Source organism: Micromonospora sp. CNZ295 (assembly GCF_004217535.1).
The window spans coordinates 3,052,114-3,074,350 of the sequence record NZ_SHKZ01000001.1; the positions used below are offsets into that span (position 1 = coordinate 3,052,114).

At 73.4% G+C, this 22,237-nt stretch carries 25 protein-coding genes; 15 read left to right on the forward strand and 10 right to left on the reverse strand.

Annotated elements, in window-relative coordinates; genetic code table 11:
* Genes dgoD through EV376_RS14470 form a run of 5 tightly spaced genes read left to right on the forward strand, consistent with a single transcriptional unit; the run spans position 1 to position 4,536 of the window.
* The gene (gene dgoD / locus EV376_RS14450) at positions 1 to 1,149 is read left to right on the forward strand and encodes a galactonate dehydratase (RefSeq protein WP_130323546.1); all 1,149 of its coding nucleotides are present in this window, start codon (positions 1 to 3) and stop codon (positions 1,147 to 1,149) included.
* Positions 1,150 to 1,154: 5 nt separating this feature from the next.
* On the forward strand, positions 1,155 to 1,793 hold the full coding sequence (locus tag EV376_RS14455; protein WP_130323548.1) for a bifunctional 4-hydroxy-2-oxoglutarate aldolase/2-dehydro-3-deoxy-phosphogluconate aldolase: 639 nt from the start codon (positions 1,155 to 1,157) through the stop codon (positions 1,791 to 1,793).
* On the forward strand, positions 1,790 to 2,743 hold the full coding sequence (locus EV376_RS14460; RefSeq protein ID WP_130323550.1) for a sugar kinase: 954 nt from the start codon (positions 1,790 to 1,792) through the stop codon (positions 2,741 to 2,743). Before EV376_RS14455 ends, EV376_RS14460 begins: the two co-directional genes overlap by 4 nt.
* A gap of 16 nt (positions 2,744 to 2,759) precedes the next feature.
* Positions 2,760 to 4,007 carry a D-mannonate dehydratase ManD gene (gene manD / locus EV376_RS14465; protein WP_130323552.1) on the forward strand — a complete coding sequence of 416 codons (1,248 nt, stop codon included), beginning with the start codon at positions 2,760 to 2,762 and terminating at the stop codon, positions 4,005 to 4,007.
* On the forward strand, positions 3,997 to 4,536 hold the full coding sequence (locus EV376_RS14470) for a gluconokinase (RefSeq protein WP_130323554.1): 540 nt from the start codon (positions 3,997 to 3,999) through the stop codon (positions 4,534 to 4,536). Before manD ends, EV376_RS14470 begins: the two co-directional genes overlap by 11 nt.
* A gap of 10 nt (positions 4,537 to 4,546) precedes the next feature.
* Here the strand turns inward: EV376_RS14470 and EV376_RS14475 are convergent, their stop codons facing one another.
* Positions 4,547 to 6,433, reverse strand: coding sequence for a transketolase (locus EV376_RS14475; RefSeq protein WP_130323556.1), 1,887 nt, complete (start codon positions 6,431 to 6,433; stop codon positions 4,547 to 4,549).
* Between the two features lie 134 nt (positions 6,434 to 6,567).
* Between EV376_RS14475 and EV376_RS14480 the strand changes: the two genes are divergently transcribed.
* The gene (locus tag EV376_RS14480; RefSeq protein WP_486482630.1) at positions 6,568 to 7,989 is read left to right on the forward strand and encodes a glucose-6-phosphate dehydrogenase; all 1,422 of its coding nucleotides are present in this window, start codon (positions 6,568 to 6,570) and stop codon (positions 7,987 to 7,989) included.
* 96 nt (positions 7,990 to 8,085) lie between these two features.
* Here EV376_RS14480 and EV376_RS14485 read toward each other — a convergent pair whose 3' ends face one another.
* Together EV376_RS14485 and EV376_RS14490 are read right to left on the reverse strand one after the other, a co-directional pair.
* Complete coding sequence (locus tag EV376_RS14485; protein ID WP_130323561.1) at positions 8,086 to 8,973, reverse strand: bifunctional helix-turn-helix transcriptional regulator/GNAT family N-acetyltransferase; 888 nt, start codon at positions 8,971 to 8,973, stop codon at positions 8,086 to 8,088.
* Positions 8,974 to 9,017: 44 nt separating this feature from the next.
* A complete protein-coding gene (locus EV376_RS14490; RefSeq protein WP_130323563.1) occupies positions 9,018 to 9,341 on the reverse strand; it encodes a hypothetical protein in 324 nt (107 codons plus the stop codon).
* Between the two features lie 124 nt (positions 9,342 to 9,465).
* Between EV376_RS14490 and EV376_RS14495 the strand changes: the two genes are divergently transcribed.
* Together EV376_RS14495 and EV376_RS14500 are read left to right on the forward strand one after the other, a co-directional pair.
* Positions 9,466 to 10,086: a M23 family metallopeptidase gene (locus EV376_RS14495; protein ID WP_486482631.1), complete on the forward strand. Its 621-nt coding sequence runs from the start codon at positions 9,466 to 9,468 to the stop codon at positions 10,084 to 10,086.
* Positions 10,087 to 10,130: 44 nt separating this feature from the next.
* A complete protein-coding gene (locus tag EV376_RS14500) occupies positions 10,131 to 10,661 on the forward strand; it encodes a hypothetical protein (protein ID WP_130323566.1) in 531 nt (176 codons plus the stop codon).
* An 84-nt stretch (positions 10,662 to 10,745) separates the two neighbouring features.
* Here EV376_RS14500 and EV376_RS14505 read toward each other — a convergent pair whose 3' ends face one another.
* Positions 10,746 to 10,937 (reverse strand): DUF397 domain-containing protein, encoded by a 192-nt coding sequence (locus tag EV376_RS14505; RefSeq protein WP_130323568.1) that lies wholly within the window; start codon positions 10,935 to 10,937, stop codon positions 10,746 to 10,748.
* Positions 10,928 to 11,695 carry a Scr1 family TA system antitoxin-like transcriptional regulator gene (locus EV376_RS14510; protein ID WP_130323570.1) on the reverse strand — a complete coding sequence of 256 codons (768 nt, stop codon included), beginning with the start codon at positions 11,693 to 11,695 and terminating at the stop codon, positions 10,928 to 10,930. Before EV376_RS14510 ends, EV376_RS14505 begins: the two co-directional genes overlap by 10 nt.
* A 268-nt stretch (positions 11,696 to 11,963) precedes the next feature.
* On the opposite strand from EV376_RS14510, the gene EV376_RS30485 reads away from it, so the two are divergent.
* From EV376_RS30485 to EV376_RS14525, 3 genes are all read left to right on the forward strand, one after another.
* Positions 11,964 to 12,260, forward strand: a complete 297-nt coding sequence (locus EV376_RS30485; protein WP_207228156.1) for a hypothetical protein — start codon at positions 11,964 to 11,966, stop codon at positions 12,258 to 12,260.
* Entirely contained in the window at positions 12,257 to 12,508 is a 252-nt protein-coding gene (locus tag EV376_RS14520; protein ID WP_130323572.1) for a flavin reductase, read from the forward strand. Before EV376_RS30485 ends, EV376_RS14520 begins: the two co-directional genes overlap by 4 nt.
* A gap of 119 nt (positions 12,509 to 12,627) precedes the next feature.
* Positions 12,628 to 13,854 carry a helix-turn-helix domain-containing protein gene (locus EV376_RS14525; RefSeq protein WP_130323574.1) on the forward strand — a complete coding sequence of 409 codons (1,227 nt, stop codon included), beginning with the start codon at positions 12,628 to 12,630 and terminating at the stop codon, positions 13,852 to 13,854.
* A 5-nt stretch (positions 13,855 to 13,859) separates the two neighbouring features.
* Here the strand turns inward: EV376_RS14525 and EV376_RS14530 are convergent, their stop codons facing one another.
* Both EV376_RS14530 and EV376_RS14535 read right to left on the reverse strand, forming a co-directional pair.
* Positions 13,860 to 14,087, reverse strand: a complete 228-nt coding sequence (locus EV376_RS14530) for a cation:proton antiporter regulatory subunit (RefSeq protein ID WP_130323576.1) — start codon at positions 14,085 to 14,087, stop codon at positions 13,860 to 13,862.
* 50 nt (positions 14,088 to 14,137) lie between these two features.
* On the reverse strand, positions 14,138 to 14,341 hold the full coding sequence (locus EV376_RS14535) for a hypothetical protein (RefSeq protein ID WP_130323578.1): 204 nt from the start codon (positions 14,339 to 14,341) through the stop codon (positions 14,138 to 14,140).
* 413 nt (positions 14,342 to 14,754) lie between these two features.
* Here EV376_RS14535 and EV376_RS14540 point away from each other — a divergent pair, with 413 nt between their 5' ends.
* From EV376_RS14540 to EV376_RS14555, 4 genes are all read left to right on the forward strand, one after another.
* Positions 14,755 to 15,570 carry a rod shape-determining protein gene (locus EV376_RS14540; RefSeq protein WP_130323580.1) on the forward strand — a complete coding sequence of 272 codons (816 nt, stop codon included), beginning with the start codon at positions 14,755 to 14,757 and terminating at the stop codon, positions 15,568 to 15,570.
* Between the two features lie 33 nt (positions 15,571 to 15,603).
* Positions 15,604 to 15,918 (forward strand): TraR/DksA family transcriptional regulator, encoded by a 315-nt coding sequence (locus EV376_RS14545; RefSeq protein ID WP_130323582.1) that lies wholly within the window; start codon positions 15,604 to 15,606, stop codon positions 15,916 to 15,918.
* A 92-nt stretch (positions 15,919 to 16,010) separates the two neighbouring features.
* The gene (folE, locus tag EV376_RS14550; protein ID WP_486482632.1) at positions 16,011 to 16,604 is read left to right on the forward strand and encodes a GTP cyclohydrolase I; all 594 of its coding nucleotides are present in this window, start codon (positions 16,011 to 16,013) and stop codon (positions 16,602 to 16,604) included.
* Positions 16,605 to 16,622: 18 nt separating this feature from the next.
* Positions 16,623 to 17,873, forward strand: a complete 1,251-nt coding sequence (locus EV376_RS14555; RefSeq protein WP_130323584.1) for an FAD-dependent oxidoreductase — start codon at positions 16,623 to 16,625, stop codon at positions 17,871 to 17,873.
* A 47-nt stretch (positions 17,874 to 17,920) separates the two neighbouring features.
* Here EV376_RS14555 and EV376_RS14560 read toward each other — a convergent pair whose 3' ends face one another.
* From EV376_RS14560 to EV376_RS14570, 3 genes are read right to left on the reverse strand one after another with little or no spacing between them, the layout of a single operon-like run.
* Positions 17,921 to 18,565, reverse strand: a complete 645-nt coding sequence (locus EV376_RS14560) for a helix-turn-helix domain-containing protein (protein WP_130323586.1) — start codon at positions 18,563 to 18,565, stop codon at positions 17,921 to 17,923.
* 53 nt (positions 18,566 to 18,618) lie between these two features.
* On the reverse strand, positions 18,619 to 20,964 hold the full coding sequence (locus EV376_RS14565; RefSeq protein WP_130323588.1) for a transglycosylase domain-containing protein: 2,346 nt from the start codon (positions 20,962 to 20,964) through the stop codon (positions 18,619 to 18,621).
* 42 nt (positions 20,965 to 21,006) lie between these two features.
* Positions 21,007 to 22,236 (reverse strand): MFS transporter, encoded by a 1,230-nt coding sequence (locus EV376_RS14570; RefSeq protein WP_130323590.1) that lies wholly within the window; start codon positions 22,234 to 22,236, stop codon positions 21,007 to 21,009.
* Between the last annotated feature and the right edge of the window lies 1 nt (position 22,237).

Genomic DNA, 22,237 nt, shown 5'->3' on the forward strand with positions numbered 1-22,237 from the left:
ATGACCACGATCGCGCGGGTGGAGACGTTCCTCGTCGCGCCCCGCTGGCTCTTCGTCCGGGTGGAGACCACCGACGGGATCGTCGGCTGGGGCGAGGCGACGTGCGAGGGCCGCTCCGAGACGGTACGCGCCGCCGTCGAGCAGCTCAGCGAGCTGCTGGTCGGCAACGACGCGCTGCGGATCGAGGACCACTGGCAGGTGCTGACCAAGGGCTCGTTCTACCGGGGCGGGCCGATCCTGGCCAGCGCCGTCGCGGGGCTGGACCAGGCGCTCTGGGACATCGCCGGCAAGCACTTCGGCGCCCCGGTGCACCAGCTGCTCGGCGGCCCGGTCCGGGACCGGATCCGGGTCTACGGCTGGGTCGGCGGCGACGAGCCCGCCGAGGTCCGCGACCAGATCAGCGCCGCCGTCGAGAGCGGACTGACCGCGGTGAAGATGAACGCGTCCGGCCGGATGAGCGCGGTCGCCTCGGTCGCCGAGCTCGACGGCGTGGTCCGGCGGGTCGCCGCCGCCCGTGAGGTGCTCGGCGACGAGCGGGACGTGGCGGTCGACTTCCACGGCCGGTTCACGCTCGCCAGCGCCCGCCGGGTCGCGCCGCTGCTCGAGGAGTTCCGGCCGTTCTTCCTGGAGGAGCCGGTGGTCCCGGAGAACTCGCACCTGATCGGCGAGTTCGTCCGCTCCACCACCACCCCGGTGTCGACCGGCGAGCGGCTCTACAGCCGGCAGGAGTTCCTGCCGGTGCTGCAGGCCGGCATCGCGGTCGCGCAGCCGGACCTCTCGCACGCCGGCGGCATCACCGAGGTACGCAAGATCGCCGCGCTGGCCGAGGTGTACGACGTGCAGCTCGCCCCGCACTGCCCGCTCGGGCCGATCGCGCTGGCGGCCTGCCTGCAGGTCGGCTTCGCCACGCCGAACTACCTGATCCAGGAACAGAGCATCGGCATCCACTACAACCTCGGCGCCGAGGTGCTCGACTACTGCCTCGACAAGGCCCCGCTGACGTTCGTCGACGGGTACGTCGAGCGGCTCACCGGCCCCGGCCTCGGCATCGAGATCGACGAAGACGCGGTGCGGGCGGCGGACAAGCGCGGCCACGCCTGGCGCAGCCCGACCTGGCGGCACCGCGACGGCTCCTACGCGGAATGGTGATCTGAATGACCGTCAATCTCACCGCCGAACTCGCCGACGCCCGCATCCTGGCGGTCATCCGCGGCACCAGCACCGACGGGGCGGTGGCCGCCGGCACCGCCCTGCTGGAGGAGGGCGTACGCCTGGTCGAGGTGGCCCTCACCACGCCGGACGCGGCGCGGGCCATCGCGGCGCTGCGCGCCGTCGCGCCGGCCGGGTCGCTGGTCGGCGCCGGCACCGTGCTCACCGCCGCCGACGTCGCCGACGTGGTCGCCGCCGGTGCGCAGTTCGTCGTGACCCCGGCCGTGGTCGAGTCGATCGCCGAGGCGGCGCGGCGGGACATCCCGGTCGCCGCCGGGGCGTTCACCCCCACCGAGGCGTACACCGCGATGCGGATGGGCGCGTCGGCGATCAAGCTGTTCCCGGCGTCGGTCGGCGGCCCGGCGTACCTCAAGGCGGTGCGCGACCCCTTCCCGGACATCCCGTTCGTCGCGGTCGGCGGCGTGGGCCTGGCCGACGTGCCCGGCTACCTCCGGGCCGGCGCGATCGCCGTCGGGGTCGGCGGACCGCTGGTGGGCGACGCCGCGTCCGGCGGTGACCTGGCCGCCCTGCGGGACCGGGCCCGCACCTACCTCGCCGCGGTGCGGGAGCCGGACCGCCGATGACCGCACCCGACCTGCTCACCTTCGGCGAGACCATGGTGTCGCTGCGCTCGGCCGGCCCGCTCGCCGCCGGCGGACCGCTGACGATGCACCTGGCCGGCGCCGAGTCCAACGTGGCCGTGGGCGTGGCCCGCCTGGGCCACCGGGCCGCCTGGGCCGGCCGGGTGAGCACCGACGAGTTCGGCGAGTACGTGCTGCGCCAGTTGCGGGCCGAGGGGATCGGCGTCGACGGCGTGGTCCGCGACCCCGACCGGCCGACCGGCCTGATGTTCCTGGAGCAGCGCACCGCCGACCTGACCCGGGTGCAGTATCACCGCTCCGGGTCGGCCGGGTCCGCGTTGCGCGTCGACGACCTGCGCCCGGCGCTGGCCGCGGGCGCGCGGATGCTGCACCTGACCGGCATCACCCCGGCCCTGTCCGACACCGCCCGGGAGGCCACCGAGTGGGCGGTCGAGACCGCCACGGCGGCGGGCGTCCCGGTGTGCCTCGACGTCAACCACCGCGCCCGGCTCTGGTCCCGGGACCGGGCCCGCGAGGTGCTCACCCCGCTGGCGCGGCGCGCCGCGGTGGTCATCGCCTCCGCCGACGAACTGGACCTGGTCGGCGACCCGGGGGCCGACGAGGCGACGGTGGTGGCGGAGCTGCTCGGGCAGGGGGTGCGGACGGTCCTGGTCAAGCTGGGCTCGGACGGCGCCCGGGCGCACACCCCGGACGAGACCCGCTACGCCGGGGCGGTGCCGGTGACCGCCGTCGACGCCGTCGGCGCCGGCGACGCCTTCACCGCCGGCTACCTGTCCGGGTGGTTCGACGGCCTCGACCTGGCCGGGTGCCTGCGCCGGGCGACCACGCTCGGCGCGTTCGCGGTCTCCAGCCGGGGCGACTGCGAAGGCCTGCCCCGCCGCGCCGAACTGACCCTCCTCGACGGCCACGAGACCGGAAGCGTTCTCCGCTAGCCGACACCATCCACGTGTGAAGAAAGGCCACCCCGTGAAGATCGCCGCCGCCGACGTCATCGTCACCAGTCCGGACCGCAACTTCGTCACCCTCAAGATCACGACCGACGACGGCGTCGTCGGTCTCGGTGACGGCACCCTCAACGGACGCGAGCTGTCGGTCGCCTCGTACCTGCGCGACCATGTCGTCCCGCTGCTGATCGGCCGGGACCCGCACCGCATCGAGGACACCTGGCAGTTCCTGTACCGCTCGGCGTACTGGCGGCGCGGGCCGGTGACGATGGCGGCCATCGCCGCGGTCGACGTCGCGCTGTGGGACATCAAGGCCAAGGCGGCCGGCATGCCGCTGTACCAGCTGCTCGGCGGCGCGTCGCGCACCGGCATCATGGCGTACGGGCACGCCTCCGGTCGGGACCTGCCGGAGCTGTTCGACTCGATCCGCCGGCACCTGGCGGACGGCTTCCGGTCGATCCGGGTGCAGACCTCGGTGCCGGGCATCAACGCGGTCTACGGCGTGGCCGCCCAGCCCAGCGTCGACGGCAAGCGCTACGACTACGAGCCGGCGCAGCGCATCCCGCTGCCGGCCGAGGAGGACTGGGACAGCCGCGCCTACCTGCGCCACCTGCCCGGGGTGTTCGAGGCCGTCCGCAACGAGTTCGGCCCCGAGCTGCCGCTGCTGCACGACGCCCACCACCGGCTGACGCCCATCCAGGCGGCGAAGCTGGGCAAGACGCTCGAGCCGTACGACCTGTTCTGGCTGGAGGACTGCACCCCGGCGGAGAACCAGGAGGCGCTGCGGCTGGTCCGCCAGCACACCACCACTCCGCTGGCCATCGGCGAGGTCTTCAACACCGTGTGGGACTACCAGACCCTCATCCGGGAGCAGCTGATCGACTACGTGCGGTCGGCCGTCACCCACACCGGCGGCATCACCGCCCTGCGCAAGCTGCTCGACTACGCCGCGCAGTACCAGATCAAGTCGGGCATCCACGGACCGACCGACATCTCGCCGGTGGGCATGGCCGCCGCGCTCCACCTGGACCTGGCCATCCACAACTTCGGCATCCAGGAGTACATGCGGCACGGGCCACTCACCAACGAGGTGTTCCGGCAGTCGTTCACCTTCGCCGACGGCTACCTGCACCCGGGCGAGCAGCCCGGCATCGGCGTCGAGTTGGACGAGGAGGCCGCCGCCCGCTTCCCGTACGTCCCGGCCTACCTGCCCTTCAACCGGCTCCAGGACGGCACCGTCCATGACTGGTGACCCGCGCCGTACGCGCCACGTCGTGGTGATGGGGGTGTCCGGGTGCGGCAAGACGACGGTGGCGCGGCTCCTCAGCGAGCTGACCGGGCTCGCCTTCGCGGAGGCCGACGAGTTCCATTCCGAGGCGAACGTGGAGCGGATGCGCTCCGGGGTGCCGCTGGACGACGCCGCCCGTTGGCCCTGGCTGCGCGATCTCGCCGGGTGGATGGCGGCCCGTCACCGGGCGGGGGTGTCGACGGTGCTGGCCTGCTCCGCGCTCAAGCGGTCCTACCGCGACGTCCTCCGGCAGGGACCGCCGAAGGTGGAGTTCGTGCACCTGGCCGGCCCGACCGAGGTGATCCGCGAGCGGATGGCCACCCGGACGCACCCCTACATGCCGGCGAGCCTGCTCGACTCCCAGGCGGCGATCCTGGAACCGCTCGGGCCGGACGAAAGCGGCCTGGTGCTCGACCTCCGGCTGCCGCCGGAGGCGCTCGCCCCGCTGGCCGCGGACCGGCTCGGCCTGCCGCTCACCGTCAAGGGCAGCTGAGCGGCGTCGCTCACCCCTCCCGGACCAGGGCGCGGGCGGCGGCGGCGATGTGGTCGGCGTCGATGCCGGCCCAGGCGAACAGCTCCGCGGGGCTACCGGAGCCCGGCATGCCGCGTACGGCCAGGTGGGCCACGTGCCGCGGGGACGTGCCGGCGGCCAGCAGGGCCTGGGTGACCGCCGAGCCGAGCCCGCCCTCCGGCCGGTGGTCCTCGGCGATCACGAGGCGCCCGCCGGTGGCGTCGGCGGCGTCCGCGAGGGTGGCGGTGTCGATCGGCTTGACCGAGTAGCAGTCGACGACCCGGGCGCGGACGCCCTGCTCGCCGAGGAGGTCGGCGGCGCGCAGGCACTCGTGGACGGTGACCCCGGCCCCGATCAGGGTGACCTCGTCCTGGTCGCCGCCCCGCAGGATCTTGGACCCGCCGATGGGGAACGCCTCTCCGGCCGGGTAGAGGACCGGGTACGCGCCGCGGGTGGTGCGCAGGTAGCTGATGCCGGGCAGGGTCGCCATCGCCTCGACGAGGGCGGCCGTGCTGGTGGCGTCGCTGGGGTAGAGCACGGTCGAGCCGTACGTCGCGCAGAGCATCGCGAGGTCCTCGAGGCCCATCTGGGAGGGCCCGTCGGCGCCGACCTCGATCCCGGCGTGCGACCCCACCAGGCACAGGTCGACGCCGGAGATGGCGCCCATCCGGATGAAGTCGTGCGCCCGGGTCAGGAACGCCGCGAACGTGGAGGCGAACGGGCGGTAGCCGGCCACGGCCAGGCCGGTCGCCGCCGCGATCATCTGCTGTTCGGCGATGAACATCTCGAAGAAGCGGTCGGGGTACGCCTCGGCGAACTTGTGGGCGCGGGTGGAGTCGCTGACCTCCCCGTCGAGCGCGACCACCCGCTGGTCCCGGCTGCCGAGCGCCACCAGCGCCTCGCCGTACGCGTTGCGGGTGGCCACCTTCTCGCCGACCGCGTACCGCGGCGGTTGTGCCGGCGCGGGCAGGGCCGGCCGGCGGAGCTCCGGCGCGGCGGCCGGGGTCGGGCCGCGCAGGACCAGGTTGCGGACGCCACCGAGTTCGGCCACGGCCCGGTCGGCGAGGTCGGGGGGCAGCTGCTTGCCGTGCCAGTGCGGCTGGTCGGCGACCTCGCTGAAGCCGTACCCCTTGACCGTGCGGGCCAGCACGACGGTGGGCCGGTCGCCGCTCGGGTCGCCGGCCGTGCCCAGCGCCGCGTCGATCGCGGCCAGGTCGTGGCCGTCGACGACGAGCGCGCGGGCGCCGAACGCCTCGACGCGACGGGCGTAGGCCGCCAGGTCCCAGCCCAGCTCGGTGGGGCCGCGCTGGCCGAGACGGTTGACGTCGACGATGGTGACGAGGTTGGCCAGCCGGTAGTAGGCGGCCTTGTCCAGCGCCTCCCAGATCGAGCCCTCGGTCATCTCGCTGTCCCCGCACAGCACCCACACCCGGTACGGGTAGCGGTCCAGGTACCGGCCGGCGAGGGCGACGCCGACGCCGTCCGGCAACCCCTGACCCAACGAGCCGGTCGCCACGTCGACCCAGGGCAGCACCGGCGTTGGGTGGCCCTGCAGGCGCTGGCCGAAGCGCCGGTAGCCGGTCATCAGCTCCTCTTCGGAGACCACCCCGACCGCCTTGAACACCGCGTACAGCAGGGGAGAGGCGTGCCCCTTGGAGAAGATCAGGTGATCGTTGCCGGCGGCCCTCGGGTCGTCCCAGTCGTAACGCAGGTGTCGGGTGATCAGGACGGCCAGCAGGTCCGCCGCGGACATGCTCGACGTCGGGTGGCCGGAGCCGGCGCCGGTGGTCGCGCGGATCGAGTCCACCCGCAGCTGCGCGGCCAGGTCGGCGACGGTGTCCAGACCGGCCCCCGCCGTGACGGTCGAGGTCGTCGTCATCGTGAGTGCTCCATCACCTGAGCCAGGCTAGACGACCGATTCGCATCACATACCCGGATAGCGCACTTTGACCCGGCGGTGGCTTCCGGGCGGAACCGGCGTACCGCCGCGGCCGGCAGGGCATGGTGTTGGGCATGACTACCTCGCCCCGGACCGGATCGGATCGCGTTCCCCAGACGTTGCTGCTGCTGGGCGCCACCGGTGACCTCGCCGCGCGGCTGCTGCTGCCCGGGCTCGGCCGGCTGGTGGCCACCGGCACCCCGCCGGATCTCACCCTGATCGGCAGCGGCACGGAGGACTGGGACGACGAGCGGTGGCAACGCCGGGTGGCCGACTCCTTCGCGACGGTGGGCGCGGACGGTCCGCGGGCGACCGAGGTCGTGCGGACCAGCCGGTACGTCCCGGCCGACGTGACCCGGGAGGAGGATCTGCGGCGGTTGCTGGCCACCTGCCACGGCCGGCTGGTGATCTTCTTCGCGCTGCCGCCGATGATCACCGCCCGGGCCGCCGCCGCGCTGGCCCGCATCGGTCTGCCGCCCGGGACCCGCCTGATGCTGGAGAAGCCGTTCGGCACCGACGCCGTCTCCGCGCGGTCGCTCAACGAGATCCTGGCCCGGCTCGTCCCCGAGGACCAGGTGCACCGGATCGACCACTTCCTCGGCAAGTCCACCGTGGTCAACATCCTCGGGCTGCGCTTCGCGAACCGGATCTTCGAGCCGGTGCTCACCTCCGCACACGTCGCCTGCGTCGACATCGTCTTCGACGAGACCCTCGGCCTGGAGGGCCGGGCCGGCTACTACGACAACGCCGGCGCACTCGTCGACATGGTGCAGAGCCACCTCCTGCAGGTCCTCGCGCTGATCGCGATGGACGCACCGCCCACGCTCGACGCCCGCGACGTGCGGGGCCGCAAGGCGCAGGTGCTGCGGGCCACCCGCGTGTGGGACGACGACCCGGTGCGGTGGAGCCGGCGGGCCCGGTACGCGGCCGGCGCGGTCGCCGGGCGGCAGCTGCCCGCGTACGCCGACGAGGCGGGCGTCGACGCGTCCCGCGGGACCGAGACGCTCGCCGAGGTGGTGCTGGCGGTGGACACCTGGCGCTGGGCGGGCGTCCCGTTCCGGCTCCGCTCCGGCAAGGCCCTGGCCGACAAGCGCAAGGAGGCGGTCATCACCTTCAAGCAGCCGCCCCGGGTGCCCACCGGACTCACCGGGTACGACCAGCCGGACCGGCTGCGGATCGGCTTCGGCCCGGACCGGCTCGGCCTCGACGTGAACATCAACGGACCGGGTCACCCGATGGATCTCGACCAGGTGCACCTGAGCGCCGACTTCGGGCCGGGCGACCTGCCGCCCTACGGCGAGGTGCTCCGCGGCGCGTTCGACGGCGACCCCACCCTGTCGGTGCGCGGTGACACCGCCGAGGACTGCTGGCGCATCGTGACGCCGGTGCTGGCGGCGTGGCGGGCGGGGACCGTGCCGCTGCAGGAGTACGCGGCGGGCGGCCCCGGCCCGGGCGACTCCCTGCTGACGCCGGCCCCGGGCGAGGTGGCCGGGTGAGCGGTCCGGTGGCGCACCGGGCCCGACGCCACGGGCGGCCGGCCCGTTGTGCACCGACGGCGGGGCGGCCGCCGGCTCGTCCGCACCGCCGGGCGGTCACCGGGGGAGGCGCTTCTCGAACCAGTGGTGGGCGTAGCGCTCGGTGTTGAACGGCTCGACCTCCCGGTAGCCGGCGGCACGGTACATCGCGATCGCCTCGCTGAGGTTGCGGTTGGTGTCCAGCCGCACGGTCGTCCAGCCCCGCTCGGCGGCGTACCGCTCCAGCTCGTCGAGCATCCGCCGGCCGATCCCGAGGCCCCGGACGCTGTCGGCCACCCAGACCCGCTTGATCTCGGCGGGCGCGTCGCGGTGCAGTTTGACCGCGCCGCAGCCGACCGGCTCCGAGTTCAGCGTGGCGAGCAGGAACACGCCGGCCGGCGGGACCACCTCCTCGTCCCGCAACGGGCTGCTGAGCGCGGGATCGAAACCGTCGTCGAACCGCCGCGCGACGTCGCGGGCGTACGCCCGGACGCAGGCCCGGGCCCGGGGGTCACCGGGTGGGCACGGCTCGATGACCACCATCGAGCCGATCAACAGGCGCTCGACCTCTTCCATCGCGGCGACCAGCCGCTCCCGGCGGCGTTCGTCGAGCGGCGCGAGGATCGACCAGGCGAGTTCGTCGGAGCGCTTGTCCAACTCGGTCCACTCCGTCCGGCCGGCCTCGGTGAGGCCGGCGACCCGGACCCGCCCGTCGCCGCCCGCCGGGCCGACCGTGACCAGCCCGTCGCTCTCCAGGGTGCGCAGCAACCGGCTCAGGTATCCGGAGTCGAGCCCGAGCCGGGCCCGCAGCGCCGCTACCTCGGCGCCGGCGGGGCCGATCTCCCACAGCAGCCGTGCCTGGGCGAGCGGCCGCCCGCGGGCCATGTACTCGTCGTCGAGGGCGCCCACCCGCTGGGTGACCGTCCGGTTGAACCGCCGTACCGCCGTTACCAACTCGTCCCTCATGATGCCTGACTTTAGTCAGGTAATGCTGGTCCTGCCTAGGCGGCTCAGGCCACGGTCCCGCGCGCCGGCACGGAGCCTCCGGACAGCGACCGGATACGGGTGAGAAGCGCCGCGACGAACGGCTGGCGCGCGAAGGAGCCCCAACCGCCGGCGTGCCGCCAGCCGCGCGCCTCGAAGAACAGGCACCCCCGCAGCCGGTCGAGGTCGTCGCCCAGTTCCCCGGTCCGCTGCCAGTGCTCCTGCACCGCCCGGACCTCTTCGGACAGGTGGTTCAGGCCGCCGTGCAGCTCGTAACCGTTGTAAGAGTGGGCGAACCGGAAGACGGCGTCGTCGTCGCCCGGGTCCGGTACCCGTACCTGCTCGGTCATGGTCGATCCGACCTCCTCCGCACGCCGGTCGGGAGCGGCGTGCGTCAACGGTAGGCGAGGGTCGCGCAGCGCGGCCCGGGGGAGGCGACCGGGTCTGTTGCCGGCTTCTGCGATGCTCGGGGCGATGACCACCGGCCGCCGTACCCTCGTCGTCCTCGCGCTCGGCGCGGTCGCCGCCCTCGTCGCCGTCGCCGTGGTCGTCGTGCCGCTGCTGCTGCCGCCGGGCCCGCGCCCGCTGTTCCAGCTGCCCGTGGCGTGCGGGGAGGAATGGCGGCTCGGCACGTACCCGGGCCACGACGACTACGACGTCGACCTGTTCCCCGACGAGGGCGAAGCCTGGGGGCGGCCCGTGCTGGCCTCCGCCGCCGGCGAGGTGACCGTGGCCGGGATCAACGGCACGCTGGGCGGCCGGACACCGGACGACCCGGACGGTCCGCGCGGACGCGGCGGCGGCTACTGGGTGAAGATCGACCACGGCGGCCGGTGGGAGACGCAGTACCTGCACCTGCTGGAGCCGCCGCTGGTCCGGGTCGGCCAGCGGGTCGAGCAGGGCGAGCAGATCGGGAAGGTTGGCAGCACCGGCAACTCGGGCGCTCCGCACCTGCACTACGAGCAGCGTCGAGGCTGGGCGAAGGTGGAGACCTGGTTCGACGGCGTACCGTCGGGCATCACCCACGACGACCGGGAGTACACGGTCACCCGCACCAGCAACAACTGTTTGGGCCCGGCGATGCCGAGTGGATGAGTTGGTATTCGGAGATGAAGGGAAGCGTGGCGTAGGTGAGGCGCGTGACGCTGAGATCGCGAATGCTGTTCGTTAGTGGCTCGGCGCTATGGGTTATCTCCGCCATGGCGATGGTTGCCTTTGGAGCGAACAACGGGCCGATTGAAGTGCTGACGCCAGCGCTTTTCCTGCTCGCAATCTGCTATTCGGTCGCCGTATTTTCCATGTTTTCGATGGTGCGGCTGACGACCGAGGCGCTCGTTATCCGGAACCCCGGGAGGCAGATCTACGTTCCCTGGTCCAAGGTGCGCGGCGCGTATGGCGAAGATGGCCTTCAAATTGACATCGCGGGTCGCGGCGAGAAAGTCTATTCTGCCGCCTACCAACAATCCCTGATTGGTGCGCTGGTCGGGTATCCCGGTGCTAGGAAAGCGGCAGAAAGAATATGTGCGTTTCGTGACAGCGTCGGCGAGGGTCGCTCTACTCCACGTGGCGTCACCGAATGTGTCCCGTGGCGCGAGCACCTTCTGTGGGTCGGATCGGGACTGCTTGTATTCGCGGTGTTCATGCCAGCGCTAGGGCGGCACCTCTCGTAATGCGGTCCGATCAACCCGCCGTTGTCGGTGTGCACGCCGGTGAGGTCCCGATAGGAGGATGGGCGCTCTCCCGTGTGTCTCCCGTCAAGCCCGATCGGCTACCTGGGCGATGAACGCCCGCCAGGCGGCCGGGGAGAAGGCCAGTGCCGGCCCGGCCGGGTCCTTCGAGTCCCGGACGCCGACCACGCCGGGAAGGTTGTCGGCGACCTCGACGCAGTCACCGCCATTGCCGCCGCTCTTCGTGCTCTTGCGCCACCGTGCTGCGGTCATGTCCATGAGCTTGCCGCTTCTTTCAGGAGATCCAGGGTGCGCCAGCGCGGAAGCGCCTCCCCGCGGATGCGTTCCCAGCGCCGCTCAAGCGTAACAAGGTCGGAGGGCTGGTCGAGGATCTGCGCCTGGGCTGGACCGTCCACATGGGCCACCCGCGAGCCGCCTGGCAGGTCGGCGATGGTGAACGGGCCGTCCAGGCCCGGATAGCTCGGCGCGTCGAGCGGGACGACGTGCAGTTGCACGCTCGGCAGGTCGACGCACTCGAGGAGATGTGCGAGCTGCTCCGCCATGAGCGCCGGGCTGTTGCCCACCCGCCGCCGGAGGACCCCTTCGTCGAGGACGGCCACCAGCAGCGGACCGCGCTCGCGGCGGAGGATCGCCTGCCGGTTGAGCCGCGCCTCGACCAGGTCGTCCACGGTGTCCGGGGTCAGCACGCCCCCGGTGAGCGTCGCTCGCGCGTACGCCTCGGTCTGGAGCAGGCCGGGAACCCAGGCAAGCTGGAACGCGCGGAGGGTGGTCGCCTCGCGCTCGATGTCGACCCACGGCCGGAACCACACCGGCTCGCGCCGCTTGCCAACATCCGGCCAGAGCGCGTCGACATCCTGGCCGAGCAGGTTTGCGACGGTCGCCCGGTGCCGGCTCTGCGGAATATGCCCGGGGTTTGCCCACCGCGCAACGGTCTTGGGATGCACTCCGATCTGGCCTGCGAGGCTCTCGGCCGTGTGACCCGCCTCGGCGAGCGCGGCGACAAACGCCTGGTTCATCCTTCTCCTCCCCCGGAGCAAAACGACCGTCCGAAGAAGATTAGACAACGCTGTGTGATTGTCTGGCAACCGTTGGCAAGGTGCCTTGTGGACGGCGTGACCGGTGGAGGCGATTCGAGGGCCCGGCGGTCGCGTCAGTCGGGGTCGCCCTGGGCGAGCAACCGGGGCGACCCCTTCCAACGAGTAGGGAGGCCGCCATGCGCCTGCGTTTCCTGCGGTGCAAACCTGATCCGCCGCCGCTTCCCCGGCGTGGGCACGGGGGCCGCTGGTGAACGCCGGTCCGCTGCGGGCCGGAGACCTTGTTCTGCTGACCCGCGCGGCATCGCCTCAGTTCGTCCGTTCGCTGACCGTCCGCGTGATCCGCGAACTGACCGACCGGCACCCCTACGCTGGCTGGTTCTGGTTCGAGGGGTACGAGCTGAACCCGCGCGGGGAGGCCGTACGCCGCCGCGAGCTGTACGCCTTACGCGCCGGCGTCCGATGGGTGAGCGACGCCCGCCGCGAGCCACCGACCGTTCCGCGCAGCTCTCTTCGGCCGCTTCCCAAGCGGGCAGCGGCGCGATGAGCCGACGCCGTACCGAGCATCTTCCGTCCCGGCCCACCTGGCGCTGCTCGGCGTGCGGGATCGCCTGGCCCTGTTCGCCCGCGAAGCTCCGTCTCCTGGGGGAGTATCGCAACGACCGAGCAGCTCTGCTGATTTATCTGGCGACGCTCCAGGCCGAGGCAGCCGAGCAGCTCGCCGAGCTGGACACCGGGACGTCGCCGGCGCGCCTGCACGCCCGATTCCTCGGCTGGGCCTCGGCTCGCGGGTGACGCCGCCGGTCTGGCCGGCGTCGCCGGGCCGGGCGCCGTCACCGTAGACCTCAGGAGAACACCCGGGCCACCTTCTAGGCTGGTCCCGCGAGGTCCAGGTGCCGGGGGAGGTGTCCGCGATGGCCGGAAGCGCCCGTCGGGGGCCGTCCGACGACGCGTGGCTGGCCGAGGTGGCCCGCGCCGCCAGCGCCGACGCCGGCGGGGTGCCGGTGGAACTGCTCGGCGACTACCTGCGGCTGCTCGCCGACGCGGCGGCGACCGGGCGGCGACCGCGCCGCGGCGAACTCGACGCCGTCGGTGTGCTCGGGCGTCGCGCCGCCGAGCAGGGCGTCTCGGCGGGACGGGCGGTGCGCCTCTACCTGTCCGCGGCCCGGCGGCTGTGGCAGCAGTTGCCGCAGCTGGTGCGCTCCACCGACAGCGAGGTGGTGCGGGCGGCGGCGGAGGCGGTGCTGCACGTCGTCGACACCGCGGTGGCCACCCTCGCCGAGGGGTACGCGGTCGCCCGCCGGGAACTGGTCCGCCGGGAGGAGGCGCTGCGCCGGGAACTCGTCGACGACCTGCTACGGGGTGAGTCGGACCTGGGCGGGCTGGTGGAGCGCGCCGAGCCGTTCGGGCTGGACCTGGCGCGGGTGCACCAGGTCGCGCTGGCGGCGCCCAGCCGGCGCCTGCCGGACACCGACGCGGCGATCAGCGCCCTGGAGCGGGTCATCTTCGACCGGCTGGGCGACCGGGACGTGCTGGTGGCCACGAAGGAGGGACTGCTGGTCGTCATCGCGCCGGCCGACACGGTGACGCCCGACCGGGGCGCCGAGGGTGAGGGCGCCCCGGTGGGGGACCTCGGCCGGCTGATGCACGCGGAACTGGACCGGCTGCCGCGCGGCCGGCCGTGGCAGGTGGCCGTCGGCCGCCCGCACCCCGGCCTGTACGGCATCGCACGGTCCTACGAGGAGGCCCGCGAGGCGCTCACCATGGCGCAGCGGCTGCACGCCGACACCGCCGTCATCGACGCCCACGACCTGCTCATCTACCGGGTCCTGCTGCGGGACCAGCCGGCGATGGTGGATCTCGTGCAGGCCGTGCTCGGCCCGCTGCGTCGGGCGCGGGGCGGGGCCGAGCCGCTGCTGGACACCCTGGACGCGTACTTCGCCTGCGGGCAGGTCGCCACCGAGGCGGCCCGCCGGCTGCACGTCTCGGTCCGTACGGTGACCTACCGGCTGGAGCGGATCCGGACGCTGAGCGGCTACGACCCGGCGGAGTCGCGGGACCGGTTCACGCTGCACGCGGCCGTGCTCGGCGCCCGGGCGCTGGACTGGCCGCGCCAGCCGCTGCCCGGGCCGACGGCGTGACGCGGTCACGCGGCGGCGACCAGCTCGGGGAAGCCCAGCAGCGTCGCCAGGGCGTTCGCCTCGGTGGGGGTCAGGGTGAGGCTGACCATGCGGTCCGGGTCGTCCGGGTCGTCGTGGAGGAACTCGCGGCGGCCGCCGACGTCGTACTCGACGATGCCAACCCGGCGGCCCTGTTCGGTGGTGAAGGTGTGCCGGACCCCGATGCCGGGCAGCGTCGTGCGTTCGATCTGCATGGGAGACTCCAGGCGGAAACGGCCCGCGCGGGGGCGGGCGGCGGTGGCGGTCAGGAGGGTGACGGCGCACCGGGGGGCGCCCGGTCGGCCGACCAGGCGGGCACGCAACCCGGGACCGCTCCGGCCAGCCGGACCACGATGCACATGCCGAGCGCGCCGCCGGCCCGCACCGCCGATCCGACCACCGCCAGCACGACGAGCATCGACAGCGTGAGCCGCTGGTCGATGTCGCTGGAGTGCTGCCGGTTCCGCATGCGGCAACCATAGCCGGCCGGGGAGGCAGTGGCGGCTCGCCGACTTCGGTTCGACCGACCACGGAACGTGAAGAATCACTGACGGTGAGCGGTCGATATTTCCGGTGACCGGCAAGCGGGCCGATCGTTGTTGGCCGGCGGCGCGCAATGTCAGGCCGGGGTTTTCGGCCGACGCTGGAGGTCCGACGCATACCCGACCACGGAGGAGGCGGTGATGACGACCCGTACCTCGGCGGCTCCGCCAGCATCGCCGGCCGGCTCCCCGTCGAGCCCGCCTCCCGGTCCGCTCGCCCGGCCGTCGCGCGGCTCCGCGACCTGACGAGTTCGGCCCGTCTCCGCCGCACCCTCCGTCTTCTCGCGCCGCCCCGACACCGGCGGCGGCATCGTCGTATCCACCCGTGAGAGAGGTCGGTATGCCCGTCCACGTCACGTCCGTCCAACCGTCCGGCCGCACCGGCATGCTCGCCGGCCGCTCCCACACCTCGCGGCCGGCGGCGACCGTCAACCCCGAGCCACTCGCGGTCGACCTCGGCAGCGCGCACCTGCGGATCTGGCTGGGGCCGGCCGGCATGCTGAGCGTGCCGTTCGGCGACGGACTGCGGACGCCGGTGGTGCGACGCGGGCGGGTCGTGGACGGCCCCGCGTGCGTCGCCGAGCTGCGGCGGCTGCTGCGGGACCACCGCACGCCGGTGCCGGTGGGGGCGCTGGTGGTCGCCTGCCGCCCGGTGCTCTCCGCTCCGGCCGACCAGGAGGCGATGCGGCGCGTGCTCGCCGCCGTGCTCGCGCCGTCCCGGCTGCTGTTCGTCGACACCGTACGCGCCGGCGCCATCGGTGCCGGCGCGGCCGCCGGCACCCTGCTGCTCGCCGACGTCGGTGCCCAGCTCACCGAGGTGGCCGTCCTGGAGGACGGCCGGGTGATCGCGGCGCGGCGCGCCGAGGTCGGTACCCGGGACCTGAACCACGCGGTGACCGCCTCGATGCTCGCCGACACCGTCGCCCGGCTGGTGCGGGAGCTGCGGCGGGAGCCGGCGGTGCGGCCGATGGTCACGGCGGCGCTGGCCCGGGGGATCGTGGTCGTCGGGGACGGCGCGACGCGACCCGACCTGACCGCACGGCTGGTGGCCGCTCTGGGTGCGTCCGTGCACCGCGCCGCGTCGCCGCGCACCGCCGCGCTGACCGGCGCCAGCCTGGCCGCCGTGGCGGCGAGCCGGCATCCCGCCGGGACCTGAGCCCGGAAGCCCTTCGAGAAGGAGCCACCGACGATGACGCACACCGTGAACGACCGCACCGAGACCCTGCGCGACGTGCTGGAGCGCCAGTTCCGGGAGCACACCGACCAGCTCACCGAGCTGACCGTGTACTCGCGGCAGCCCGACCACGGCGGCCACGACCCGGACACCCTGCGCCGGCTGATCGAGGCCGCGCGGCAGGGCGTCGCCGACAGCGCGCAGGCGCTGCGGCGGATGTCCGACGGCAGCTACGGCACCTGCGAGGGCTGCGGTGGCGAGATCCCGGCGGCCCGGCTGGAGATCCGGCCCGCGGCCCGGTACTGCGTCCCCTGCCAGGAGCGGCGCTGACCTCGGACATCGACGGGCGCTCTTGAAATCCGGACCGCCAGGGTCCAGGATGGCAAATTAAGAAGCGGCCGTTGGTGAAAATGGAGGTCGACGTGACCATCGCACCTGCTCCACGTCGCGTCGACCACCAACCGAGGCACGACCTCGCCGCCGCCGAGTCGGCCGCCGCCCGGTTCCTGACCGCGCTCGGCGTCGACCTGGCCGCCGACGGCCTGCGGGCCACGCCCGGCCGGATGGCCCGGGCGTACGCGGAGCTGCTCACCGCCCGCCCGTTCGACCTGACCACGTTCCCCAACGACGAGGGGTACGACGAACTGGTGCTGGCCCGGTCGGTCCCGGTGCGGTCGGTGTGCGAACACCACCTGCTGCCGTTCGTCGGGGTCGCGCACATCGGTTACCTGCCGGGCGACCGGATCCTCGGTCTGTCCAAACTCGCCCGGGTCGTGGAGCTCTTCGCCCACCGCCCGCAGGTGCAGGAACGGTTGACCCGGCAGGTGGCCGACTGGCTGGCCCTCGAACTGGCTCCCCGGGGGGTCGGTGTGGTCATCGAGGCGGAACATCTCTGCATGACCCTGCGCGGCGTCCGGGCGGCGGGCGCCACCACCGTGACGTCCACGCTGCTCGGGACGCTGCGGGACGACGCCCGCTCCCGGGCCGAGTTCCTCGCCCTGACCGGCGCCCGCTGACCCGATTGGAGTACGCCGATGGCAAGCCCCACCTTCGTCATCGTCGGAGCCGGCCTGGCCGGCGCGAAGGCCGCCCAGACACTGCGTGAGGAGGGCTTCGGCGGCCGGGTGGTGCTGCTCGGCGACGAGACCGAGCGGCCCTACGAACGGCCGCCCCTGTCCAAGGGGCTGCTGCTCGGCAGCGCCTCGCGAGACGAGGTGTACGTGCACGACGCCGGCTGGTACCAGACCAACGACGTCGACCTGCGTACCGGGACCCGGGTCACCGCCGTCGACCGCGACTCCCGCCAGGTGACGCTGGCCGACGGCGACCGGCTGGGGTACGACAAGCTGCTGCTGGCCACCGGCTCCACGCCCCGCCGTCTCGACGTTCCCGGCGCCGACCTCGACGGTGTCCACTACCTGCGCACCCTGGCCGACTCGGACCGGATCGCCGCGGCCCTCACCGAGCAGGCCCGGATCGTGGTGATCGGCGCCGGCTGGATCGGCCTGGAGATCGCCGCCGCCGCGCGCCGCCGCGGCGGCGCGGTGACCGTGGTGGAGGCCGCGCACCTGCCGCTGCAGCGGGTGCTCGGCGACGAGGTCGCCCGGGTCTTCGCCGACCTGCACCGCGCCAACGACGTCACGTTCCACTTCGGCGTCGGCGTCGCGCAACTGTCGGGATCCGGGCGGGTGTCGTCGGTGCTGCTGACCGACGGCACCCGGCTGCCCGCCGACGCCGTCGTGGTGGGCGTGGGCATCCGGCCGGACACCCGCCTGGCCGAGGCGGCGGGCCTGAAGGTGGACGACGGCATCGTCACCGACGCCCGGCTGCGCACCTCGGATCCGCACATCTACGCCGCGGGCGACGTGGCGAACGCGCACCACCCACTGCTCGGCCGGCACATCCGCGTCGAGCACTGGGCGAACGCGCTCAACGGCGGCCCGGCCGCCGCCCGGTCCATGCTGGACCAGCAGGTGGAGTACGCCCGGTTGCCGTACTTCTACTCGGACCAGTACGACCTGGGGATGGAGTACTCGGGGTGGGTGGCGCCGGGCGGTTACGACCGGGTGGTGTTCCGCGGGGACCCGGCCGTATCGGGCGGCGGCGCGCCGGAGTTCATCGCCTTCTGGGTCCGCGACGGCCGGGTGCTGGCCGGGATGAACGCCAACGTGTGGGACGTGACCGATCCGATCCAGGCGCTGGTACGGGCGGGCCACGGTGGCCGGGGCGTCGACCTGGACCGGCTCGCCGACCCCGGTGTGCCGCTCACCGACCTCCTGACCTGAGCGGCCCGGCTGGGCCGACCGGCGGCGCGGTGACGGTCGGCCCGGCGTCAGGCCGGCCGGATCTGCACGCAGCAGGCACCGGGGGCGGGGGCCAGCCGGGCCTGGAGGTCCATCCGGCCCAGCCCGGCCAGGAGCCCGGCGACGAAGGCCTGGTTGAGGCCGCACACCAGCTCGGTCTGCTGCACGGCGAGTTGGTGGAACGGGCAGTTCCGCAGCCGGATCAGCGCCCCCTCGCCGGCCGGCTCGAAGCCGAGCCCGGCCAGCACGTCGACGACCGGCTCGCGGCCGCCGACCTGCCGGCCCAGCTCCGCGCCCCGGCGCTCCGCCACGCGCAGGGCGGCCGACCGGGCGTCGGTGGGCTCCTCGGCGACCGCCTGGGCGAGGATCTCGCCGATCAGCTCGTAGCGGCGCTCCGGGATGGTCAGCGCGATGCAGTCGGGGGTCGCCTCGTACACCTTCGGCGTCCGGCCACGGCCGCGCGGCCCGCTGCCCGGCGCCTCATAGCGTGAGGTCAGCAGGCCGGCGGCGACCAGCTTGTCGAGGTGGAAGGCGGCCAGGTTGCGCGAGATGCGCTGTGCCTCGGCCGCCTCGTCCCGGGTCACCGGGTGGTCCTGGCGCCGGACGTAGTCGTACAGCGCCCGCCGGACCTGATCGACCAGCAGCGTCACCGCCTGCCAGGGGGCAGCCACCATGGCAGGGAGTTTATCACCAGCGCTTATTGATGAAAATCGTCTTGGCTGGCCGGTCAGCCCGGATCGCGCGACGGTTCCAGGCTTCCCGACGGGCTCGGCCGCGGTGACCGGGTCGGGCTGCGCGTCGGCTCGGGCTCGGCGGTCGGGGTCGCCGAGGCGCACCCTTCGGGGTCGCAGGTCGGCCGGGAGACGCTCGGGGTCGGCCGCGCGCTCGTCTCCGTCGGTGCCGCCTCCGTCGGCTTCGGCTCGGCCGACCTGGCGGGTGCGTCGTCCGGGAACTTCGGCTCGGCGAACCGGTACCGGTCCGGGTCGAGCTTCAGCGCCGCCGTGGCCTGTTCCATGAACTGCCGCCAGATCGGCCCGGCGCCGGTGGAACCGTAGACGTCGTAGCTGCCGTCCTTCGTCCGCAACGGCTTGCCGTCGGTGGTACCGAGCCAGACCGCGCCGGCGAGGGCGCCGGTCCAGCCGACCATCCAGGTGTGCACGTTCCTGGTGGTGCTCTCGGCCGCCTGCCAGGTGCCGGTCTTGCCGGCCGAGTCCCAGCCGTTGTCCAGCTCGGCCGCCCTGACCCGCCGCAACGTCCAGTTGAGCTGGGCGATCGCCTCCTGGTCGAGCCCCACGTCGCTCTGGGTGAGGCGCTCCTTGAGGATCTCGTCGTCGCCTTTGCTCACCGACCGGACGAAGTGCGCCTCGGCCCGCTTGCCGCCGGCGGCGAAGGTGGCCATCCCGTTGGCGTGGTCCTGGACGGTGATGCCGTACTGGCCGATGCCGACCTCGGTGGAGAAGTGCCGGGCGGCCTCCTCGGCGCCCTGTTCGCGAAGGTCGACCCGCTGCGCCGGGGCGTCGCCCTTCGGGTTGGCCCACATCGACTCGACGCCCGACCGGTTGGCCATGTCGATCACCTTGGCCGTGCCCAGCTTCTCGGTGAGCTCGAAGTAGGTGACGTTCAGCGAGGCGACGGTGGCCTCCCACAGCTCGCAGTTCGGTTGGCAGGGCGCCTGCTCGGCGTTGCGGATCGGGCCCGCCGCGCTCTCCTTCGTGCGCCCCGACCTGGGGAACTCCTTGGTGTCGGGGGCGTGGAAACGCTGCTTGACGGAGATCTTGTCCCGGACCGCCGCGGCCAGGTCGTACACCTTGAAGGACGACCCGGGCGGGTGCTGGCCGAAGCCGCGGGCCGCGCCGTTCTCGTCGCGGTACCAGCCGGCGTAGTCGGCGCCCGCGCCGTCGTTGCCGCCGTAGTAGCCGAGCACCCGGCCGGAGCCGGGCTCGACCGCCACCAGCGCCGCCTGCCAGTTCTTCGGCTGGCCACGGACCGCCTCCGGAGCGGTGTCGCGGCGGATGTCGGCGGCCGCCTCGGCGGCGTCCTGCACCCGTTTGTCGATGGTGCTGACGATCTTGAACCCGCCGTTGCGCACGTAGTCGGCGGGCCTGTCCTTGAACGGCCCGGTCTGCCGCAGCTCGCTCAGGACATGGTTGACGACCAGGCCGGTCGGCCGATCGAGGCCGGATCCGTCCACGTCCGGGTCGAACGGCTTCACCGTGTCGGGGTACGCCAGGTTCGCCGCCTCCTCCGCCGACAGGTAACCCAGCTCGACCATGCCGTCGCGGATGTACGTCCACCGGTCGATGGAGTTCTGCCGGGCCGTCGGTCCGCGCATCGGGTCGTAGCCGGGCTTACCCTCGGGGTCGTCCGGGTCGGCCTCCGGCTGCTTCACCATCGCGCAGAGCACCATCGCCTCGGCCGGGGTCAGCTGCTTCTCGGCCGGCGCGGCACGGCGCACGGTCTTGCCGAAGTACGCCTGCGCGGCGGCCTCGATCCCGTACGCGCCCCGCCCGAACGGCACGGTGTTCAGGTAGAAGCCGAGAATCTCCTCCTTGCTGTACTTGTCGTCGAGTTTCCACGCGATGACCGCCTCGCGGGCCTTGCGTGAGTAGGTGACGCCCTTGAGGTCGGCGGCCACCCGGGCGTACTGCTGCGTGATCGTCGAGGCGCCCTGCCGCTGCCCGCCGGTGAGGTTGGCCCAGGCGGCGCGCAGCACGCCCGCGAAGTCGATGCCCTCGTTGGTCCAGAACGTGCGGTCCTCGGCCGCCACGATGGCCTGCTTGGCGGAGTCGTTCATCTCGGCGTAGGGCACGATCGTGCGGTTCTCCGTGCCGAGCTTCGCCATCGGCGTCCGGCCGTCGGCGTAGTAGACCGCGGTCGACTCGGGCAGTTTCAGGTCGGTGGGAGTGGGCACGCTGTCGACGTAGTAGGCGACGGCGAGCAGACCCGAGCCCAGGAGGAGCGCGACCACGGCCAGGATGATCGGGAGGCGCCTGCGCCGCCGGGCCCGGCCCGCCGGAGTGTCCGGTGACCGGGGTACGCCGCCAGCGCGGTCGTCGTCGACATGTGGATCCACCTGGGCTTCCCTACCCCGTGGCCGGTTCCCCGAATCGTGCCGTCAGGCCTCCCGCCGGGCCAGGCCGGCCATCTTGACCGCGGTGAACACCGCGGCGGCCAGCGCGACGTCGGACAGCAGCATCAGGCCGATCGCGTACGAGCCCTCGATGTCGTACACCCAGCCCATCACCAGCGGCGGCACGAAGCCGCCCAGCCCGCCCGCGGCGCCGACCAGCCCGGTCACCGCACCCACCTGGTCGGCTGGGGCTACCTTGCCGACCAGGGCGAACACGGCGCCGCTGGCGGCGCCGAGCAGCGCCGCCAGGCCGAGCAACGCGACCGTCGCCACCGGCATCAGCGGCGGCGCGAACGCCTGCACGACGGCGAACAGGGCCACCCCGGCGAAGCACCACACCAGCACCGGCACGGGGTGCAGCCGGTCGGAGAGCCACCCGCCCGCCGGCCGGGCCAGCACGGCCAGCACCACGAAACCGGCGGTACGCAGCGCGCCGTCGGCGGGCTCCAGCCCGTACTCGGTGCGCAGGTAGGCGGGCAGGTACACGCTGAAGGCCACGAAGCCGCCGAAGCCCACCGCGTACAGGAAGCACAGCTGCCAGGTCACCGGCAGCCGCCCGACCGCGGTGAGCCGCCGCCAGAGCGTGCCCGCCGGGCGGGCACGTCCGGGCGCGTCGCGCAGCAGCAGGAACGCCAGCCCGGCGTACCCGGCCAGGATCGCGGCGACCAGCAGGAACGGCGCGTCCTCGCCGTAGGCGTCGGCCAGCCGCACGGTGGTGAAGTTGGCGACCGCGGTGCCACCGGTGCCGATGCCGAACACGCCGATCGCGAAGCCGCGCCGCGCCGGCGGATACCAGCCGGAGACCAGGGGCACGCCGACCGCGAACGCGGTGCCGCCGATGCCGAGGAAGAAGCCGGCCACGATCAGCGCCGGGTACGACGACACCACGGTCAGGGCCAGCACCGGCACGATCGTGGCGAGCGTGACCAGGGGGAAGACGACCCGGGCGCCGTACCGGTCGGTGAGGGCGCCGACCGGGACGCGGCCGACGGAGCCCACCACCACCGGTACGGCGACCAGCAGCGACTGTGCGGCGAAGCCGAGGTCGAGCCGTTCCTTGATGCCGGGGCCGAGAGGCCCCAGCAGCGCCCACGCCCAGAAGTTGACCAGGAAGCCGAGGGTGGCGACGGTGAGCTGGAGGGCGGCCCCGGGGCCGGTCCGGGTGGACGCGGCGGGATCGGTGGCGAGCGTGGTGTCCCGCGGGGCGGTGGTCATC

Coding starts and splice junctions, on each gene's coding strand:
- EV376_RS14525 (WP_130323574.1), top strand. CDS start 12,628: ATGGCCGGAAGCGCCCGTCGGGGGCCGTCCGACGACGCGTGGCTGGCC.
- EV376_RS14540 (WP_130323580.1), top strand. CDS start 14,755: ATGCCCGTCCACGTCACGTCCGTCCAACCGTCCGGCCGCACCGGCATG.
- EV376_RS14535 (WP_130323578.1), bottom strand. CDS start 14,341: ATGCGGAACCGGCAGCACTCCAGCGACATCGACCAGCGGCTCACGCTG.
- EV376_RS14470 (WP_130323554.1), top strand. CDS start 3,997: ATGACTGGTGACCCGCGCCGTACGCGCCACGTCGTGGTGATGGGGGTG.
- EV376_RS14490 (WP_130323563.1), bottom strand. CDS start 9,341: ATGACCGAGCAGGTACGGGTACCGGACCCGGGCGACGACGACGCCGTC.
- dgoD (WP_130323546.1), top strand. CDS start 1: ATGACCACGATCGCGCGGGTGGAGACGTTCCTCGTCGCGCCCCGCTGG.
- EV376_RS14475 (WP_130323556.1), bottom strand. CDS start 6,433: ATGACGACGACCTCGACCGTCACGGCGGGGGCCGGTCTGGACACCGTC.
- EV376_RS14460 (WP_130323550.1), top strand. CDS start 1,790: ATGACCGCACCCGACCTGCTCACCTTCGGCGAGACCATGGTGTCGCTG.
- EV376_RS14485 (WP_130323561.1), bottom strand. CDS start 8,973: ATGAGGGACGAGTTGGTAACGGCGGTACGGCGGTTCAACCGGACGGTC.
- EV376_RS14570 (WP_130323590.1), bottom strand. CDS start 22,236: ATGACCACCGCCCCGCGGGACACCACGCTCGCCACCGATCCCGCCGCG.
- EV376_RS14520 (WP_130323572.1), top strand. CDS start 12,257: ATGAGCCGACGCCGTACCGAGCATCTTCCGTCCCGGCCCACCTGGCGC.
- EV376_RS14455 (WP_130323548.1), top strand. CDS start 1,155: ATGACCGTCAATCTCACCGCCGAACTCGCCGACGCCCGCATCCTGGCG.
- EV376_RS14505 (WP_130323568.1), bottom strand. CDS start 10,937: ATGGACATGACCGCAGCACGGTGGCGCAAGAGCACGAAGAGCGGCGGC.
- EV376_RS14480 (WP_486482630.1), top strand. CDS start 6,568: ATGACTACCTCGCCCCGGACCGGATCGGATCGCGTTCCCCAGACGTTG.
- EV376_RS14495 (WP_486482631.1), top strand. CDS start 9,466: ATGACCACCGGCCGCCGTACCCTCGTCGTCCTCGCGCTCGGCGCGGTC.
- EV376_RS14555 (WP_130323584.1), top strand. CDS start 16,623: ATGGCAAGCCCCACCTTCGTCATCGTCGGAGCCGGCCTGGCCGGCGCG.
- EV376_RS14530 (WP_130323576.1), bottom strand. CDS start 14,087: ATGCAGATCGAACGCACGACGCTGCCCGGCATCGGGGTCCGGCACACC.
- EV376_RS14510 (WP_130323570.1), bottom strand. CDS start 11,695: ATGAACCAGGCGTTTGTCGCCGCGCTCGCCGAGGCGGGTCACACGGCC.
- EV376_RS14545 (WP_130323582.1), top strand. CDS start 15,604: ATGACGCACACCGTGAACGACCGCACCGAGACCCTGCGCGACGTGCTG.
- EV376_RS14560 (WP_130323586.1), bottom strand. CDS start 18,565: ATGGTGGCTGCCCCCTGGCAGGCGGTGACGCTGCTGGTCGATCAGGTC.